Source organism: Pseudoxanthomonas broegbernensis (assembly GCF_014202435.1).
GTDB classification, from domain to species: Bacteria; Pseudomonadota; Gammaproteobacteria; order Xanthomonadales; family Xanthomonadaceae; genus Pseudoxanthomonas; species Pseudoxanthomonas broegbernensis.
Window position 1 is genome coordinate 45,910 of record NZ_JACHGU010000007.1, and the last position, 16,484, is coordinate 62,393.

Genomic DNA, 16,484 nt, shown 5'->3' on the forward strand with positions numbered 1-16,484 from the left:
GGGGGATGCGGGCATTATGCGGCAGGCACCGCCCGGGCAGGCCAGCGGATGCGGAGGCGGGCGGGCGGCGTCGGCGGCCGTCGCCGCGGTCGGCGGCGGTGCACGGCCGCTTCCGCCGCGGCCCGGGCCCGCGCCGCTAGAATGCCGGGATGACGCGCCTCGTACTGATCGACGGTTCCAGCTACCTCTACCGCGCCTTCCACGCCTTGCCGCCGCTGACCAACTCGGCCGGCGAGCCGACCGGCGCGCTGTTCGGCGTGGTCAACATGCTGCGTGCCACGCTGAAGGAGCGGCCCGACCACATCGCCTTCGTCGTCGACGCGCCCGGCAAGACCTTCCGCGACGACCTGTACCCGCAGTACAAGGCCAACCGCCCGCCGATGCCCGACGAGCTGCGCGCGCAGGTGCAGCCGATGTGCGAGATCGTGCACGCGCTGGGCATCGACATCCTGCGGGTGGAGGGCGTGGAGGCCGACGACGTGATCGGCACCCTGGCGGTGCGCGCGGCCGATGCCGGCATGGAGGTGACCATCTCCACCAGCGACAAGGACTTCGCCCAACTGGTGCGCGAGCCCGGCGTGGGCGGTGGCTCGGTGGCGCTGGTCAACACCATGAGCGGCAGCCGGATGGACTCGGACGCGGCGGTGGCGGAGAAGTTCGGCGTGCCGGCCGCGCGCATCGTCGACCTGCTGGCGCTGATGGGCGATGCCGTGGACAACGTGCCCGGCGTGGACAAGTGCGGGCCCAAGACCGCGGCCAAGTGGCTGGGCCAGTACGGCTCGCTGGACGGGGTGATGGGCAACGCCGCCGCGATCAAGGGCAAGATCGGCGAGAACCTGCGCGCGGCGCTGGAACGGCTGCCGCTCAACCGCACCCTGGTGACGATCAAGACCGACGTGGCCCTGGAGTGCACGCCCCAATCGCTGCGCCTGCGCGAGCCGCACGTGGACGACCTGCGCGCGCTGTACACGCGCTACGGCTTCAACCAGGCGCTGAAGGAACTGGAGGCCGGCTCGGTGGCCGCGGGCGCCGGGATCGCCGCGGTGGCGGAGAAGGAACCGGGACGCGCGCGCAGCAGCGGGTTCGTCGCCGCCCAGGTGGCCGTGCCGGAAGGGCTCGATCCGGCCCTGGCCACGCCCGGCCGGTACGAGGCGGTGACCGAGGCCGGGCACCTGGAAGCCTGGATCGCCGTGCTGCGCAATGCAGGCCGCTTCGCCTTCGACACCGAGACCGACAGCCTGGACCCGATGCGCGCCAACCTGGTGGGCCTGAGCTTCGCCGCCGAACCGGGCCGCGCCGCCTACGTGCCGCTGGGCCACGACTACCCCGGCGCGCCGCCGCAACTGGACCGCGCCCGCGCGCTGGACCTGCTGCGCCCGCTGCTGGAGGACGCCTCGGTGGCAAAGCTGGGCCAGCACGGCAAGTACGACCTGCACGTGATGCGCCGCCACGGCGTGGCCCTGGCCGGCTACGCCGACGACACCCTGCTGGAGAGCTTCGTGCTGGAGTCGGGCAATGCCCGCCACGACATGGACAGCCTGGCCCGGCGCCACCTGGGCTACGAGACCAAGAAGTACGAGGAGGTGGCCGGCAAGGGCGCCAAGCAGATCCCGTTCTCCCAGGTGTCGGTCGAGGACGCCACCTTCTACGCGGCCGAGGATGCGGACATCACCCTGCGCCTGCACCGCGTGCTGGCCCCGCGCCTGGCCGCCGAGCCGGCGCTGGAGGCGGTGTACCGCGACATCGAGATGCCGCTGGTGCCGGTGCTGGAGCGCATCGAGGCCAACGGCGTGAAGGTGGACGTGGACGAACTGCGCCGGCAGAGCGCGGACCTGTCCCGGCGCATGCTCGCCGCCCAGCAGCGCGCCACCGAGCTGGCCGGCCGCGCCTTCAACCTGGATTCGCCCAAGCAACTGTGCGCGCTGCTGTTCGAGGAGCTGAAGCTGCCGGCGCTGGTGAAGACCCCCAAGGGCCAGCCCTCGACCAACGAGGAGGCGCTGGAGGCCATCGCCGACCAGCACGAGCTGCCGCGGGTGATCCTGGAATACCGCGGCCTGGCCAAGCTGCGCGGCACCTACACCGACAAGCTGCCGGAGATGGTCGACCCGGACACCGGCCGGGTCCACACCAGCTACCACCAGGCCGGCGCGGCCACCGGGCGGCTTTCCTCGTCCGACCCGAACCTGCAGAACATCCCCATCCGCACCGAGGACGGCCGCCGCATCCGCCGCGCCTTCGTCGCCCCGCCCGGGCGCAAGCTGGTGGCCTGCGACTATTCGCAGATCGAGCTGCGGATCATGGCCCACCTCTCGCAGGATGCCGGCCTGCTGCGCGCCTTCGAATCCGGCGCCGACATCCACCGCGCCACCGCCGCCGAGGTGTTCGGCCGGCCGCTGGAGGAGGTGACGGCCAACGAGCGGCGCGCGGCCAAGGCGATCAACTTCGGCCTGATGTACGGCATGGGCGCCTTCGGCCTGGCCCGGCAACTGGGCATCGGCCGCGGCCAGGCTCAGGACTACATCGCCCTGTACTTCAGCCGCTACCCGGGCGTGCGCGACTACATGGAGCGCACCCGCGAGCAGGCGCGCGAGCACGGCTACGTGGAGACGGTATCCGGCCGGCGCCTGTACCTGGAGTACATCCGCGGCGGCACCCAGGCCCAGCGCGCCGGCGCCGAGCGCGCGGCGATCAACGCGCCGATGCAGGGCACGGCGGCGGACATCATCAAGCGGGCGATGGTGGAGGTGGACGGCTGGCTGGCCGGCCAGCGCGACGCCTCGGGCCGGAGTCCGGCGCTGATGATCCTGCAGGTGCACGACGAACTGGTGTTCGAGGCCGACGAGGCCTTCGTGCCGGCCCTGCTGGAGGGAGTGGGCGAACGCATGGTATCGGCCGCAAGACTGACTGTCCCACTGGTGGTGGACAGCGGTGTGGGCGACAACTGGGACGAGGCGCATTGAGCCTGGAATCAAGCGTTTGCGCGTTTTTTCGCGATGGCCGTCACAGTACGGAAATCGTGAGGGTGACAGGCGAATGAACCCATCCTAAATCTTCCCGTTTTCCGACCGGTTTCTTCACGAACCATCAATGCTCCGAGTGGTCATATAGCTCGCGACAGGTGCAATGCCTGTCGTGGATCTTCTCCCTTCCCCTGGAGTGGATCTATGGAACGGGGGCTCCTCCCCAAGTCGCCGTTCCCTGGCCCCGTCGACCTCCCCCTGGTCGGCGGGGCTTTTTTATTTGTGCTCCGCCGCCGGCTGCCCTGGAAAGCAGGGTCGGCCTCGCCGGCGCCGAAGCTCACGTGGCCGTCCGCCGCGCCGGGGCCGGGACTTGTAGGGCCGGCTTCAGCCGACGACCGCCATGCCAGCATGCCGGCCATCCGTTACTCGCGTTACTCGCCGTGTCCCGGCTGAAGCCGGCCCCTACAAAAGGGATTGCGGACCCGCAGGTCGTGAAAGGAGCGGATGCAGACCGCCCCGGCCGCTATTCGGCCAGCCAGTCGCGCGGGACCAGGTAGTCCTGCAGCCGCGCCTCGGCGCTGCCCGCTCCCGGTTGGTAGCCGTATTCCCAGCGCACCCGCGGTGGCAGGCTCATCAGGATGGATTCGGCGCGCCCGCCGCTCTGCAGGCCGAACAGGGTGCCGCGGTCGTAGACCAGGTTGAACTCGACGTAGCGGCCGCGCCGGTAGAGCTGGAACTCGCGCTCGCGCTCGCCGTAGGGCGTGTCCCGGCGTCGCTCGACGATGGGCAGATAGGCATCGAGGAAGCCGTCGCCGACCGCGCGCAGGTAGGCGAAGTCGCGCCCGAAGTCCTCGTGCAGGTCGTCGAAGAACAGCCCGCCCACGCCGCGGGTCTCGTTGCGGTGCCTGAGGAAGAAGTAGTCGTCGCACCAGCGCTTGTGCTCGGCGTAGCGCTGCGGGCCGTAGGGCGCGCACAGGCCGGACGCGGTGCGGTGCCAGTGGGCCACGTCCTCGTCGAAGGGGTAGAACGGGGTCAGGTCGAAGCCGCCGCCGAACCACCAGGCCACCGTTTCCCCCTCGCGCTCGGCGCGGAAGTGGCGGACGTTGGCATGGGTGGTGGGCAGGTAGGGATTGCGCGGATGGAACACCAGCGACACCCCGGCCGCGCGCCAGGACGCGCCGGCCAGCTCCGGCCGTGCCGCGCTGGCCGAGGGTGGCAGGCGGCTGCCGGACACGTCGGAGAACCCGATGCCGGCCTGCTCGAACACCGCGCCCTCGCGCAGCACCCGGGTGCGCCCGCCGCCGGCATGCCCGCCGCCGCCGTCCGGGGTGCGGGTCCAGGCGTCCTCGGCGAAGCGGGCCTGGCCGTCGGCCGCCTCGATGGCCGCGCAGATGCGATCCTGCAGGCCGGTCAGATAGTCGCGTACGGCGTCGAAGTTCGGGTTCATGCCGGCATTCTAGCCGGGCCCCCGCAGCCTCCCTTGATCGCGATCAAGCGGCCGGGCGGCGGAATTCGTCGCGCGCCGGCGCCGTGCACAGCTTCCAGGCGATCCAGCCGTGCAGCACCGCGAAGGCCACCGCGCCGACCAGGCCGGTGACGTAGGAGAGATAGCGGCTGGCCTGCATCTGGGCCAGGAATTCGCGGCCCTCCGGAGTGTCGATCATGTCCGCGGGGAACATCGCCTGCAGGGTGTCGAACACGTGGCCGATGGCGGCCAGGCCGGCGAAATTGAGCACCGCACCGCCGACCAGGAAGGCGATGAAGGTCCAGCGTGCCCATTCCCGGCGCCTCAGCAGGCCCCAGGAGGCGGCCAGGAACAGCGCCGACAGCAGCAGGCACAGCAGAGAGAGCGCCAGGCGCCATTCCAGCACCCAGACCACCCCGGCCGGCACCTCCGGCCGCTGCGCCAGCGTGGCCACCGCCGCATCCGGCATCAGCAGCGCCAGCAACGCCTGCGCCGCCGAGCCGGCCACGCCCAGCGCGCCCAGCAGCAGCGAGATCTTGGCCATCACGGTGACGAAGCCGGCGCGCGGCAGCGGAGGCGGGACGGTCATGGGCGATCCTGCACGGGCATGGGGACGTGCGCGGCATTGTGCCGGGCCGGCACGGGAGCGGGTATCCCGGCGGGCGGCTTGCCTGCGCCGCCCCGTGCCGCCAAGCTAACCGGCAACACAGGCAGGCGCCGCGCCTGCCGCAGGGGGAGCGGGCAAACCGCCGATGTCAGCCGTCATCCAGATTCACGCCCAGGCCACCGGCCGCCTGCCGCTGGCCAGCGGCGATCCCGACCGCGTCCTGGTCTTCGGCGGCGGTGCCGCGCCGGTACGGCTGGGCGGCTTCCTGGCGCAGGCGCACGCCCTGGCCGCGCGCCTGCCCGAGGGACGCCACATGGTCCCCCTGGTCGAGGACCGCCACCGTTTCCTGCTGGCGTTCTGCGCCGCTGCGCTGCGCGGGCAGTCATTGCTGCTGCCGCCCTCGGGCGCGCCCGGCACGGTGGCCGAGATCCTGCGGACCCATGCCGCCGCGGGCGCGTACGGCCTGGGCGGGACGCCACTGGAACCGCCGGCCCGGCACGTCCCTTTGCCCGACCTGGGGCAGGCTGCGCCCTGTAATGGGGTGCCGCAGGTCGAGGCCGCCGCGCTGGCCGCGATCGGCTACACCTCCGGCAGCACTGGGCGGCCGCAGGCGCACGCCAAGACCTGGGCCGCTTTCGCCACCGGGACCGCGCAGAACCGGCTGGCGCTGGCCGACCTGTGGGGCGATGCGCAGCCGCAGATCGTGGCCACGGTGCCGCCCCAGCACATGTACGGCATGGAGCTGTCGGTGCTGCTGCCGCTGCTGGGAGGCGCGGCGGTCCATGCCGGCCGGCCGCTGCTGCCGGCGGACGTGGCCCGCGCCCTGGGCGAGGCCCGCGGCCCGCGGCTGCTGGTCACCACGCCGGTGCACTTGTCTGCGCTGCTGCGTTCCGGAGTGGCACTGCCGCCGTTGGCCGGCCTCGTCTCGGCCACCGCACCGCTGTCGCCGGAACTGGCCGCGCAGGCCGAGGCGCGCTACGGCGGCCAGGTGCGCGAAATGTTCGGTTCCACCGAGACCTGCGTCTTCGCCTGCCGCCGCACGGCGCTGGAATCGCTGTGGAGGCCGATGCCCGGCGTGCGCCTGTGGCCGCAGCCCGATGGCACCCAGGTGCAGGCGCCGCACCTGCCCGCGCCGGTGGCCCTGGCCGACCTGGTCGAGATGCACGAGGACGGCCGCTTCCGCCTGTGCGGGCGGCAGGCCGACCTGCTGGAGATCGCCGGCAAGCGCGCCTCGCTCGGCGACCTGACCCGGCGCCTGCTGGCCGTGTCCGGGGTGGAGGACGGCGTGGTCGTGCAACTGGACGCGGAGCGGGACGGCGATGTCGGCCGCATCGCCGCGCTGGCGGTGGCGCCGGGGCTGTCGGCCGCGGACATCGTCGCCGCCCTGCGCGGCTCGGTCGACCCGGTGTTCCTGCCGCGCCGGATGCGCCTGCTGCCGGCGTTGCCGCGCAACGCCACCGGCAAGCTGCGTCGCGATGCGTTGCTGGACCTGCTGAACGACGCGCCGGCACCGCATTCATCCTCCATCGCGGATGGCGGCGGCGGCGCGGCCTAGAATCGCAGGGCCGCATCCCGTGGCGCCAGGCCCCGCCGATCCCGTGAACGTCTCCCAGCCGCCGTCTCCGCCGGTGCGCCTTGTGCGCCGCGCCGCACTGCCGTTTCTCGCCGGCCTGATGCTGGCCGCCTGCGGCGGTCCCCGGCCCGGGCCGCCGCCGGCACCGGCGGCGCCGCCCGCCGCGCAAGCCGATCCGGTGCTGCCGCCGCTGAAGATCGGCCTGGCGCTGGGTGGCGGCGCGGCCAAGGGCTTCGCCCATGTCGGCGTGATCAAGATGCTGGAGGCCAACGGCCTGCGCCCCGACGTGGTGGCCGGGACCAGCGCCGGCAGCGTGGTCGGCGCGCTGTACGCCGGCGGCATGGACCCGTTCCTGCTGCAGGAGCGCGCGGTGGCGCTGGACGAGGCCAGCATCCGCGACGTGCGTCTGTTCTCCGGCGGCCTGGTGCAGGGCCTGAAGCTGCAGGAATACGTGAACGACCAGGTCGGCAAGCGCCCGATCGAGCGCCTGCGCAAGCCCTTCGCGGCGGTGGCCACGCGCCTGGAGACCGGCGAGCGCACGGTGTTCGTGCGCGGCAACACCGGCCAGGCGGTGCGCGCCTCCAGCAGCGTGCCGGGCGTGTTCGAGCCGGTGACCATCGGCGATTACCAGTACGTGGACGGCGGCGTGGTCAGCCCGGTGCCGGTGGACGCGGCGCGCCAGCTCGGCGCGGACTTCGTCATCGCCGTGGACATCTCCAACAAGGCCGGCGGCCGCCGCCCGGACGGCATGCTCGGCATCGTCAACCAGTCCATCGCGATCATGGGCCAGCGCCTGGGCGAGCAGGAGCTGGCGCGCGCCGACGCGGTGATCCGGCCGAAGGTGCTGGAGTTCGGCTCGGCCGATTTCAGCCGCCGCAACCAGGCGATCCTGGAAGGCGAGAAGGCCGCGCTGGCGGCGCTGCCGCAGATCCGCGCGGGGCTGGAAACGCTGCAGGCGCAGCGCCTTCGGCAGGCGCGCGAACAACAGGCGCGCATGGCGGCGCAGCGCGCGGCCGCCGAGGCGCCGGCATGCGACGAGGACGGCTCGCGCTGGAACCCGTTCCGGCGCAAGGACGGTACCTGCGCGGCGTCGCGCTAGCTGTGATCTCTCAGTAGGTTGTTCATCCGGGGTGATCCCGGAAGACTGGAGGTGCGACCCAACCAGCCCCCCAGGAGCCCCGGATGAACCTGCATAAACATGCCCGTCTTACGCCTCGCGGTCGAGCCCTGCTTGTCGAGCGGGTGATCAATCACGGCCTGCGGGTCGAGGAGGCCGCCACCCTGCCGGCGTGGCCGGCGCCTCACTCCCGCGGCGCGGCCGCCGAGGTGTCGTGGTAGTACACCGCGTCGCGGAAGGCCTTGTGCAGCGGCACCTTGCCGAATGGCAGCCACTGCGCGAACAGCACCGCGGCGATGTCGTTGGTCGGGTCCACCCAGAACAGCGTGTTCGCCGCGCCGTCCCAGAAGAACTCGCCCACCTCGCCGGATGCCTCGGCCGCGTTCTTCGGCGGCGCGATGCGCACCGCGAAGTCGATGCCGAAGCCCACCTGGCCCTTGCCCGGCAGCCAGGAGGTGTCGGTGGCCGCGGCGGGCAGCGCATCGCTGGCCATCAGCCGTACGGTGGCCGGCTTCAGCAGGCGAGCGCCGTCCAGCTCGCCGCCGTTGCCCAGCATCCGGGCGAAGCGCATGTAGTCGTCGAGGGTGGAGGTCAGCCCCCAGCTTCCGGGCTTGAGCGCGGTCTCGCGGGCGTTGAGCTTGTAGGCCTCCGCGTCGGGGATGCGGGTCATCACCCCGTCGTCGCTGCGCAGGTACAGCGCGGCCACGCGCGGCCAGTCGCCGGCGCGGATGGTGTAGCGGGTGTCCTTCATCTTCAGCGGATCGAACACCCGGCGCTGCAGGTAGCGGTCGAACGGCTGCCCGGACAGCACTTCCACCAGCCGCGCCTGCACGTCCACCGCCGGCGAATAGAGCCAGCGCGTGCCCGGCGCGTACAGCAGCGGCACGGTGGCCAGGCGGCGGCTCATCTCCTCCAGGGTGTTGCCGAAGTTCTCCGGGTCGGCCTGGCGGTACAGCAGGCCCACCGGGCCGGAATCGCCGTTGCCGCCGACGAAGCCGGCGGTATGGCGCAGCAGGTCGCGGACCAGGATCGGCCGCGGCGGCGCCACCAGCAGCGGCTGGCCCTTGACGTCGGTGCCGGCGTGGACGCGCACGTCGGCGAACTCCGGCAGGTACTTGGCCAGCGGGTCGTCGAGCTGGAACTTGCCCTGCTCGTACAACTGCATCAGCGCCACGCCGGTGACCGGCTTGGTCATGGAGAAGATCTGCACGATGGTGTCGCGCGCTATCGGCCGGCCGGCCTCGCGGTCGGCCAGGCCGAAGCTGCCGAAGTAGGCCTCGCGCCCGTCCTGCCAGACCAGTGCGGAAACGCCGACCAGGCTGCCGGCGTCCACCAGCCCGCCCAGGGCCTCGTCGATGCGTTGTGGCTCGATGCGCGCCACGTCGGCGGCACCGGAACCATCCGGCGGGAGGGCCGTGGCCGGCAACGACGCCGCGGCGAGGATCAGGACGGACAGCAAAGCGGTCAGGCGCGGATGGATCATCGTATTCCCCTCTCGGATTCGTGCTCGGCGGCCGGGCGCGCGCATCGCGGCGCGGTGGCGGCGGGGAGCTGGCCGCAGTATGGCAGCGCGCGGTGCGACCGGCGGCAATGGTTGCCGATGAGACCTGGGGCCTGGGTCCGCCTGGCCGCCGCGTCGGCCTGTCCTGTGGCATCCACGAGGCGCGTGTTGCGAGCATCCGATCGTACGATGGCCAAGCCGGCCCGGGGCCAGCGCGATCCGTCGCCGGACCGGCCGGCTACGGCTCGCCGGGGGCCGGCCCGTGCACGCCGTCGATCTCCACCAGCAGTTCGCTGCGGCATACCTGGGCATGCAGCAGCAGGCGCTGCACCGACGGGTCCAGGCGGGATTCCAGCCGCGCGGCGACGTCGCCGACGTCGCCGCGGTCGCGGACGTAGACCTTGAGCAGGCTGCCGGCGCCGAGGGTGGCCGGCAGGTCGGGCGATTGGTGCCGGGCGGCGGCGATCAGGCTGTGGAGATTGGCCAGCGTCTCGTCCGCCTGCGCCGCCGCCGAGCCGGAATGGAGCGAGGCATGGCCGACGATGGCGGCCGTACCCGACAGCAGCAGCGGCATGGCCGCGCCATCGGGCGGCAGCATCGCGCGGGCGAAGCTGGGCGGCTGCGGCCCGTACTGGCGCGGGTAGCGGTAGGCGCTGACCTGGCGCGGATTCTCCACCGGCGTGCCCGGCGTGCGCGATGCCAGCCAATACACCTGCAGTCGACGCCGGCCGTCGCAACGGCCGATGGCGGTGGCCGCCGGCAACCGCGCCGCATCCATCTCGCCCAGGCCGGCGGCGCGGCCCACGCAGAATTGCCGGTAGCGTTCCTCGTCGCTTTCGCCCAGGGTGATGGCGTCCATGTAGTTCCACACGCGCAGCAGGTGCGGCATGCCGCACTCGGCCAGCGAAGCGATCATGCGCGCATAGGCCTGGCTGGCCGCGGCGCCGATGCCGGCATCCGGCTCTTCGATCTCCAGCGCGGCGAACAGCAGGTCCCCGTCGCTGGACCAGGCCACGCCGTCGCGGCGGCCGGCGGCCACCGGCGACCGGGTGCGCCAGACCTCGATCCAGGGCGGCGTCCCCGGCAGGGGTTCCAGCGGCACCCTCAGCCAGCGCGGGTCGTCGCCCGCGTCTGGTGCGTCCTGGCCGAAGCCGAACACCGCCAGCACGCGTTCGTCGGCCAGTTGCCGCGGCAGCGTGTCCGCGGGCGCATAGAAGACCTGCAGATGCGGCAGGGAGGTGCTGCGGTTTCCCGCCAACGGCGGTGCCCGCCCGCCCGGGCCCTCGCCCTCGACTGCCGCGCCCGCCGTCGATGCGGGCGCTGGATTCGTCGATGCGGTGCGGGTCATTCGGCGGAAACCGGGGTGCGAGGGCGGGTCCGGGATGATAACTCGGCCCCACGCCGGCCGCGTTCGGGCTTGCGCGGCAGCGGCCGATGCCGGATCGTTGCCGGCCTGCAATGTCTTCGGAAGGGAAACCGCAATGCCGCAGCAGACCGACGCCGAGCGCGAGCTGGCCGAACTCCTGGTGGAAAGCCTGAACCTGGAGGGCATGGACCCGCACGGGATCGATCCGGAGGCGCCGTTGTTCAACGAGGGCCTGGGCCTGGATTCGATCGATGCGCTGGAGTTGTCGCTGGCCATCGGCAAGCGCTACGGCGTGCAATTGCGTTCGGAAGGCGAGGACGACCGCCGCATCTTCGGGTCGCTGCGCGCGTTGTCGGCCCATGTCCAGTCGCAACGCGCCGGCTGAAACGCCGGCCGCGGCGGTGGGTCCCGCGCCGTCGCTGCGCGACCCGGCCGAGGCGCTGGTGCTGCCTGCGCAGGCGGCGCTGGGCGTGGCCTACCCGTTCCTCGCCCACGCCGCCGCCATCCAGGGCAGCGGCTGGGCGGCGCTGGCGCTGGCCGACCTGGTGCTGTTGGTGCTGGCCGGACCTCTGCTGCATCGGCGGGCGTGGGCGCTGGCGTTGTTGGTGGCGCTGCTGGCGGGGCTGGCATGGCTGGTCGGCACGTCCTGGCCGGACTTGCTGCTGCTCGCGCCGCCGGTGCTGTTCACCGGCTGGCTGGCGTGGTGGTTCGCGCGCAGCCTGCGCGAGGGGCGCACGCCGCTGGTATCCCGAATCGTGGCCGCGCTGTACGCGCGCGCGGGCTGGGCGACGTCGCCGCCGCTGCTGGCCTATGCGCGCAGCCTGACCGCGGCCTGGGCCGCGCTGCTGGCCTTCCTGACCCTGGCCAATGCGGCGCTGGCCCTGTGCGCCGTGCCGGGCGGGGCGCTGCATGCGCTCGGTCGCGTGCCGTGGGTGGCGGTATCGCACACGGCCTGGTCGTGGTTCGCCAACCTGCTCAACTACGGCGTGGTCGGCGGCTTCATGGCCGGCGAATTCCTCTATCGCAAGCGCCGCTTCCCGCAGCGGCCCTACCGCAATGCGGCGCAGTTCGTACGCCAGATGGCCGGCCTGGGCCCGGCGTTCTGGCGCGACCTGCTGCGCTGAGCGCGCCGCCGTGATCGGGCGATTATGCTTGGGCCATGCGCTTCGCCGTTCCCCACGACCATCCCTGCCTGGCCGGGCACTTCCCCGGGTGCCCACTGGTGCCCGGCGTGGTGGTGCTGGAGCGCGTGCTGGAGGCCATCGAGGCCGAATGCGGCCGGGTGGGCGCGCTGTGCCTGCCGCAGGTGAAGTTCCTGCGGCCGCTGCTGCCGGGCCAGGAAGCGGAGGTGGTGCTGGCCGGGACCGCGCCGCGCTGGCGCTTCGAGGTCCGCGGCGCCGTGGGCCCGCTGGCGCGCGGGGAGATACGGATCGGTGGGCATGATTGAGCGGGAAGAGGATGCGCGCTCGTCCTGGAAGCACCGGCCCGAAGGCGGGAGCCGTGGCTCGCTGGCGTTGATCGTGGCCATCGCCCGGCATGGCGGGCGATGGCTGGCGCGGCTGTGCCTGTACCCGATCACGCTGTATTTCCTGGTCATGCGCGGACCGGAGCGGCGGGCCTCGCGCGCATGGCTGTCGCAGGTGCGCGGGCGGCGCGCGGGCGTGTGGGCGGCGGCGCGGCACATCCATACCTTCGCCGCGACCATCCTCGACCGGGTGTACCTCATCGGCGGCAGTGCGGACCGCTTCGACATCCGCGTGCATGGGCTGTCGCCGCTGCACGCGCTGGTGGACGCGGGCCGCGGCGCGTTGCTGTTCGGCTCGCACCTGGGCAGCTTCGACGCCCTGCGGGTGCTGGCGCGGCAGCGGCCGGGGCTGACGGTGCGTGTGGTGCTCGATCGCGCCCACAATCCGGTGCTGACGGAAATCTTCGAATCGCTCGACCCCTCCCTGGCCGCGGGCGTGATCGACGGTGGCCAGCCCGGCGCGGCCATCGCCCTGGAGATCAGGGATGCGCTGGAGGCGGGGTCGCTGGTGGCGCTGCTGGTCGATCGCGCGCTGCCGCACGAAGCCACGGCCGCGGTGCCCTTCCTGGGACGGCCGGCCCGGTTCCCGCTCACGCCCTGGGGGCTGGCGGCGGCCCTGCGCGCGCCGGTGCTGCTGTGCTTCGGCCTGTACCGCGGCGGCAAGCGCTACGACCTGCACTTCGAACCGTTCTGCGATCCGGCGGTCGAAGGTGGGCCGCCTGCGCGCGGCGCGCGCGCGCAATGGATGCGCGATCGCGTGGCCGGCTACGCCGCGCGGCTGGAACACCATGCGCGCCAGGCCCCCTGCAACTGGTTCAACTTCTACGACTTCTGGAACGACGATGGCCAAGACCCCATGGCGGCCCCTCCGCACGATCGCACCGCTGCTGGCATGCGTGCTGGCGCTGCCGTGCGCCGTGGCTGAGAAGGCGCCGGACCTCGATGTCGACTGGGTGCTGGAGGCGGTGGCGCGCCCGGCGCCCAGCCGGACCCCGTTCGTCGAGCTGCGCGACTCGCCCTTGTTGAAGCAGCCCCTGCGCCTGCAGGGCGAGTACCGGCGCGAGCAGGACGGACGCCTGGTACGGCGAGTGGAGTCGCCCTACCTGGAGACCACCACGCTGACCGCCGGCGAAGCGGTGATCGAGCGCGCCGGGCGCGCGCCACGGCGCATCGCCCTGCGTCAGGCGCCGGAACTGGCCGCGGTGCAGGCCGGTTTCGGTGCCTTGCTGGCCGGCGACCGGGAGTTGCTGCAGGAGACCTATGCGGTGCAGGCGCAGGGGGTGCGCGAGCGCTGGACGCTGCGGCTGGTGCCGCGCGACCCGCGCCTGGCCGCCTCGCTGGCGCGCATCGACCTGCGTGGGCGCGGCGTGGAGCTGCGTTGCGTGGAGAGCCACCCGGCCAAGGGCGAGCCGCAGCGCACGTTGATGGCCGGCGCCGCGGCTGCCGCGACCGGCGTGGACGACGCCTCCGCGCTGGCGGCGCTATGCCACGACGGCGAAGAAGCGCCTTGATGGGGGCTGGCGCCACCGCCGCCCCGCGCGCCGGCGTGCGCATCGCGCTGCTGCTGGGCTGGCTGGCGGTGCTGGCGGTGGGCGGCATGCTGTTGAGCGGCGGCCTGCGCATGGAAGAGGACCTGCGCAGCTTCCTGCCCACGCCGCGCACCCCGGCGCAGGTCCTGCTGGTGGACGAACTGGGCGAAGGGCCGGGGTCGCGCCTGCTGCTGCTGGCCCTCTCCGGGGCGCCGCCGCAGGCGCTGGCGGCGCGCTCGCAGGCGCTGCGCGCGGCCTTGGCCGCGCGGCCGGAGATCGCCCTGGCCGGCAACGGCGACGATGGCGGCCTGGAGGCGGTGCCCGAACGCCTGCGCCCCTACCGCTACCTGCTGTCGCCCACTCTGGATTCGCAGCCACTGGATTCGGCCTACCTGCACGGCGAACTGCAACAGCGGCTGCAGGACCTGGGTTCCCCGGCGGCCGACCTGGTCGAGCCATTGCTGCCGTCCGATCCCACCCTGGAGACGCTGCGCCTGGCCGAGGCCTGGCAACCCTCGCAGGCACCGCAGCGCCGGTATGGCGTGTGGTTCGACCGTGCCGGGGAACAGGCGCTGCTGCTGGCGCAGACCCGGGCCGCCGGCTTCGACGGCGCCGCGCAGCAAGAGGCCGTCGCGGCCATCGAGGAGGCCTTCGCACAAGGGGCGCATGAGGTTTCCGGGGGCGAGGGCGGCATGCCTCCGGAGGCCGAGGCCGCGCGGCTGGAGATCTCCGGCCCCGGCGCCTTCGCCGTGGCCATCCGCGAGCGCACCGAAGCGGAGATGCGCTGGATCGGCACCGCCGACACGCTGGGCCTGCTGCTGCTGTTGGCCGTGGCCTACCGGCGCTGGAGCATGCCGCTGTTCGGCGCGCTGCCGCTGGCCAGCGGCGGGCTGGCCGGGCTGGGGGCGGTGGCGCTCCTGTTCGACGGCGTGCATGGCATCACCCTGGCGTTTGGCTTCACCTTGATAGGCGTGGCCCAGGACTACCCGATCCACTTCTTCAGCCACCTGCGCCCGGGCGTGGAACCGCACGCCAGCGCGCGCGCGCTGTGGCCCACGCTGGTGACGGGCGTGGCCGCCACCTGCATCGCCTATGCCACCTTCCTGCTTTCCGGCGTGGACGGGCTGAAGCAGTTGGCGGTGCTCACCATCGCCGGCCTGGTCGTGGCCGCCGCTTCCACCCGCTGGCTGCTTCCGGTACTGGTCACGCCCGCGCGCCACGACCCGGCGCGCTCGCCACGCCTGGAACGGGCGTGGCGAGCGATCGAGCGATTGCCGCGCCCGCGCGCAGCGTTGGCCGGGCTGGCGATCGCGGCCGGTGGCGTGGTCGCGTTCGCCCCGGGCGCGTTCTGGCAGAACGACCTGGCGCGGCTGACCCCGGTGCCGCCGGCGGACCTGCAGCGCGATGCGCAACTGCGCGCCGAACTGGGTGCGCCGGACGTACGCTACATGGCCGCCCTGACCGCGGCCGACGCCGAGGCCGCGCTGCAGGCATCCGAGCGTCTGCTGCCGGTGCTGCGTCGGCTGCAGGGCCAGGGCGTGCTCGACGGCTACGACCTGGCCGCGCGCTACCTGCCCAGCGCGACCACCCAGCGCGCGCGCCAGGCGCGGCTGCCTGACGCGGTATCGCTGCGGTATGCGCTGGACGCGGCGCTGGCGGACGCGCCGTTCCGCGGCGATGCCTTCGCTCCTTTCCTGGAGGACGTCGCCACCGCGCGCGCCGCGCCGCCGCTGGGCATGGACGATCTGGCGGGCACCCCGCTGGAACTGGCCGTGGCCGGCCTGCTGCTGCGCGGCCCGGACCACGCCACCGCGCTGGTCTCGCTGTCCGGGCTGCGCGACCCGGAGGCGCTGGCGGCGGCCATCGCGCCGTACGGCGCGCAATTGCTGGACCTGAAGCAGGCGTCCGAATCGCTGGTCGAGGAGTGGCGATCGCGCCTGCTCGGTGCGCTGGCGGTGGCGGCGCTGCTGCTGGCCGGCATCGTGTGGCTGGCGCTGCGCGCGCCGCGGCGGGTGCTGCGGGTGCTGGCGCCGATGGTGCTGAGCACGCTGCTGATCCTGGCGGTGCTGCGCGGCTGCGGCGCGGAGCTGAACCTGTTCCACCTGGTCTCGCTGATCCTGGCCGCCGGCCTGGGCCTGGACTACGCGCTGTTCTTCGACCACGCCGGCGACGACCGGGCCGCGCAGTTGCGCACGCTGCACGCGGTGATCGTGTGCAGCCTCACCACGCTGCTGGTGTTCAGCCTGCTGGCGCTGTCCTCGATCCCGGTGCTGCGCGCCATCGGCAGCACCGTGGCGCTGGGCGTGTTCTTCAACTTCGTCCTGGCCCTGCTGGTGGCGCGCGCGCCCGCGGCGGAGCGCATGGCATGAGCACGGTGCTCCTGGACCGCGCCGGCATCCTCGCCCTGGTGCCGCACCAGGGCGCGATGTGCCTGTGGGACGAAGTCGTCGAGTGGGACGCGCAGCGCATTGGCCTGCGTGCCCGGAACCACGTCGCGCCCACCCATCCGCTGCGCGCGCGAGGCCGGCTGCCGGCACTGGCGCTGTGCGAATACGGAGCCCAGGCGATGGCGGTGCATGGCGGCCTGCTGACGCGGGAACACGGCGGCCGCGCCGCCGCGGGAGTGCTGGTGGCGCTGCGCGAAGTGGACCTGGCGGTGGCCCGCATCGACGACCTGGCGGGCGCGCTGGAGGGCGAGGCCGAACTGCTCGCGGCCGGGCCAGGCAGCCAGCAGTACGCGTTCCGCATTCGCCACCGTGGCCGCCTGCTGGCGAGCGGCCGCGCCGCGGCGATGCTCGATGCCACCGGCCTCGATACTGGCGGGTAAGGCGCATCGGCGGA

At 73.1% G+C, this 16,484-nt stretch carries 15 protein-coding genes; 11 read left to right on the forward strand and 4 right to left on the reverse strand.

What is annotated here, in order from left to right; genetic code table 11:
- The first annotated feature begins 149 nt into the window (after positions 1–149).
- On the forward strand, positions 150–2,960 hold the full coding sequence (polA, locus tag HNR76_RS13025; RefSeq protein ID WP_162311536.1) for a DNA polymerase I: 2,811 nt from the start codon (positions 150–152) through the stop codon (positions 2,958–2,960).
- 523 nt (positions 2,961–3,483) lie between these two features.
- Here polA and hemF read toward each other — a convergent pair.
- Both hemF and HNR76_RS13035 read right to left on the reverse strand, forming a co-directional pair.
- Positions 3,484–4,407 carry an oxygen-dependent coproporphyrinogen oxidase gene (gene hemF / locus HNR76_RS13030; protein ID WP_162311537.1) on the reverse strand — a complete coding sequence of 308 codons (924 nt, stop codon included), beginning with the start codon at positions 4,405–4,407 and terminating at the stop codon, positions 3,484–3,486.
- Positions 4,408–4,450: 43 nt separating this feature from the next.
- The gene (locus HNR76_RS13035) at positions 4,451–5,014 is read right to left on the reverse strand and encodes a hypothetical protein (protein WP_162311538.1); all 564 of its coding nucleotides are present in this window, start codon (positions 5,012–5,014) and stop codon (positions 4,451–4,453) included.
- A gap of 163 nt (positions 5,015–5,177) precedes the next feature.
- Between HNR76_RS13035 and HNR76_RS13040 the strand changes: the two genes are divergently transcribed.
- The 3 genes from HNR76_RS13040 to HNR76_RS15770 all read left to right on the forward strand — a co-directional run bounded on the left by HNR76_RS13040 (position 5,178) and on the right by HNR76_RS15770 (position 7,943).
- On the forward strand, positions 5,178–6,587 hold the full coding sequence (locus HNR76_RS13040; RefSeq protein WP_162311539.1) for an AMP-binding protein: 1,410 nt from the start codon (positions 5,178–5,180) through the stop codon (positions 6,585–6,587).
- A 118-nt stretch (positions 6,588–6,705) separates the two neighbouring features.
- Positions 6,706–7,704, forward strand: coding sequence for a patatin-like phospholipase family protein (locus tag HNR76_RS13045; protein WP_246429144.1), 999 nt, complete (start codon positions 6,706–6,708; stop codon positions 7,702–7,704).
- 83 nt (positions 7,705–7,787) lie between these two features.
- Positions 7,788–7,943, forward strand: a complete 156-nt coding sequence (locus tag HNR76_RS15770; RefSeq protein ID WP_211373182.1) for a leucine zipper domain-containing protein — start codon at positions 7,788–7,790, stop codon at positions 7,941–7,943.
- Here HNR76_RS15770 and HNR76_RS13055 read toward each other — a convergent pair.
- Together HNR76_RS13055 and HNR76_RS13060 are read right to left on the reverse strand one after the other, a co-directional pair.
- Complete coding sequence (locus tag HNR76_RS13055; RefSeq protein ID WP_162311541.1) at positions 7,907–9,205, reverse strand: serine hydrolase domain-containing protein; 1,299 nt, start codon at positions 9,203–9,205, stop codon at positions 7,907–7,909. The genes HNR76_RS15770 and HNR76_RS13055 overlap by 37 nt on opposite strands.
- Positions 9,206–9,461: 256 nt before the next feature.
- The gene (locus HNR76_RS13060) at positions 9,462–10,481 is read right to left on the reverse strand and encodes a chorismate transformation FkbO/Hyg5 family protein (RefSeq protein WP_162311542.1); all 1,020 of its coding nucleotides are present in this window, start codon (positions 10,479–10,481) and stop codon (positions 9,462–9,464) included.
- Positions 10,482–10,704: 223 nt separating this feature from the next.
- Between HNR76_RS13060 and HNR76_RS13065 the strand changes: the two genes are divergently transcribed.
- Genes HNR76_RS13065 through HNR76_RS13095 form a run of 7 tightly spaced genes read left to right on the forward strand, consistent with a single transcriptional unit; the run spans position 10,705 to position 16,470 of the window.
- Positions 10,705–10,974: a phosphopantetheine-binding protein gene (locus HNR76_RS13065; RefSeq protein WP_162311543.1), complete on the forward strand. Its 270-nt coding sequence runs from the start codon at positions 10,705–10,707 to the stop codon at positions 10,972–10,974.
- Positions 10,975–11,032: 58 nt separating this feature from the next.
- Positions 11,033–11,713, forward strand: coding sequence for a COG4648 family protein (locus tag HNR76_RS13070; protein ID WP_162311589.1), 681 nt, complete (start codon positions 11,033–11,035; stop codon positions 11,711–11,713).
- A 35-nt stretch (positions 11,714–11,748) separates the two neighbouring features.
- Positions 11,749–12,036 carry an ApeI family dehydratase gene (locus HNR76_RS13075; protein WP_162311544.1) on the forward strand — a complete coding sequence of 96 codons (288 nt, stop codon included), beginning with the start codon at positions 11,749–11,751 and terminating at the stop codon, positions 12,034–12,036.
- A complete protein-coding gene (locus tag HNR76_RS13080) occupies positions 12,029–13,039 on the forward strand; it encodes a lysophospholipid acyltransferase family protein (RefSeq protein ID WP_162311545.1) in 1,011 nt (336 codons plus the stop codon). Before HNR76_RS13075 ends, HNR76_RS13080 begins: the two co-directional genes overlap by 8 nt.
- On the forward strand, positions 12,957–13,625 hold the full coding sequence (locus tag HNR76_RS13085; RefSeq protein ID WP_221301489.1) for a LolA-related protein: 669 nt from the start codon (positions 12,957–12,959) through the stop codon (positions 13,623–13,625). The genes HNR76_RS13080 and HNR76_RS13085 overlap by 83 nt, the downstream gene beginning before the upstream one ends.
- Positions 13,625–16,012: an MMPL family transporter gene (locus HNR76_RS13090; RefSeq protein ID WP_162311546.1), complete on the forward strand. Its 2,388-nt coding sequence runs from the start codon at positions 13,625–13,627 to the stop codon at positions 16,010–16,012. The genes HNR76_RS13085 and HNR76_RS13090 overlap by 1 nt, the downstream gene beginning before the upstream one ends.
- Positions 16,009–16,470: a hotdog family protein gene (locus HNR76_RS13095; RefSeq protein ID WP_162311547.1), complete on the forward strand. Its 462-nt coding sequence runs from the start codon at positions 16,009–16,011 to the stop codon at positions 16,468–16,470. Before HNR76_RS13090 ends, HNR76_RS13095 begins: the two co-directional genes overlap by 4 nt.
- Positions 16,471–16,484 lie beyond the last annotated feature (14 nt).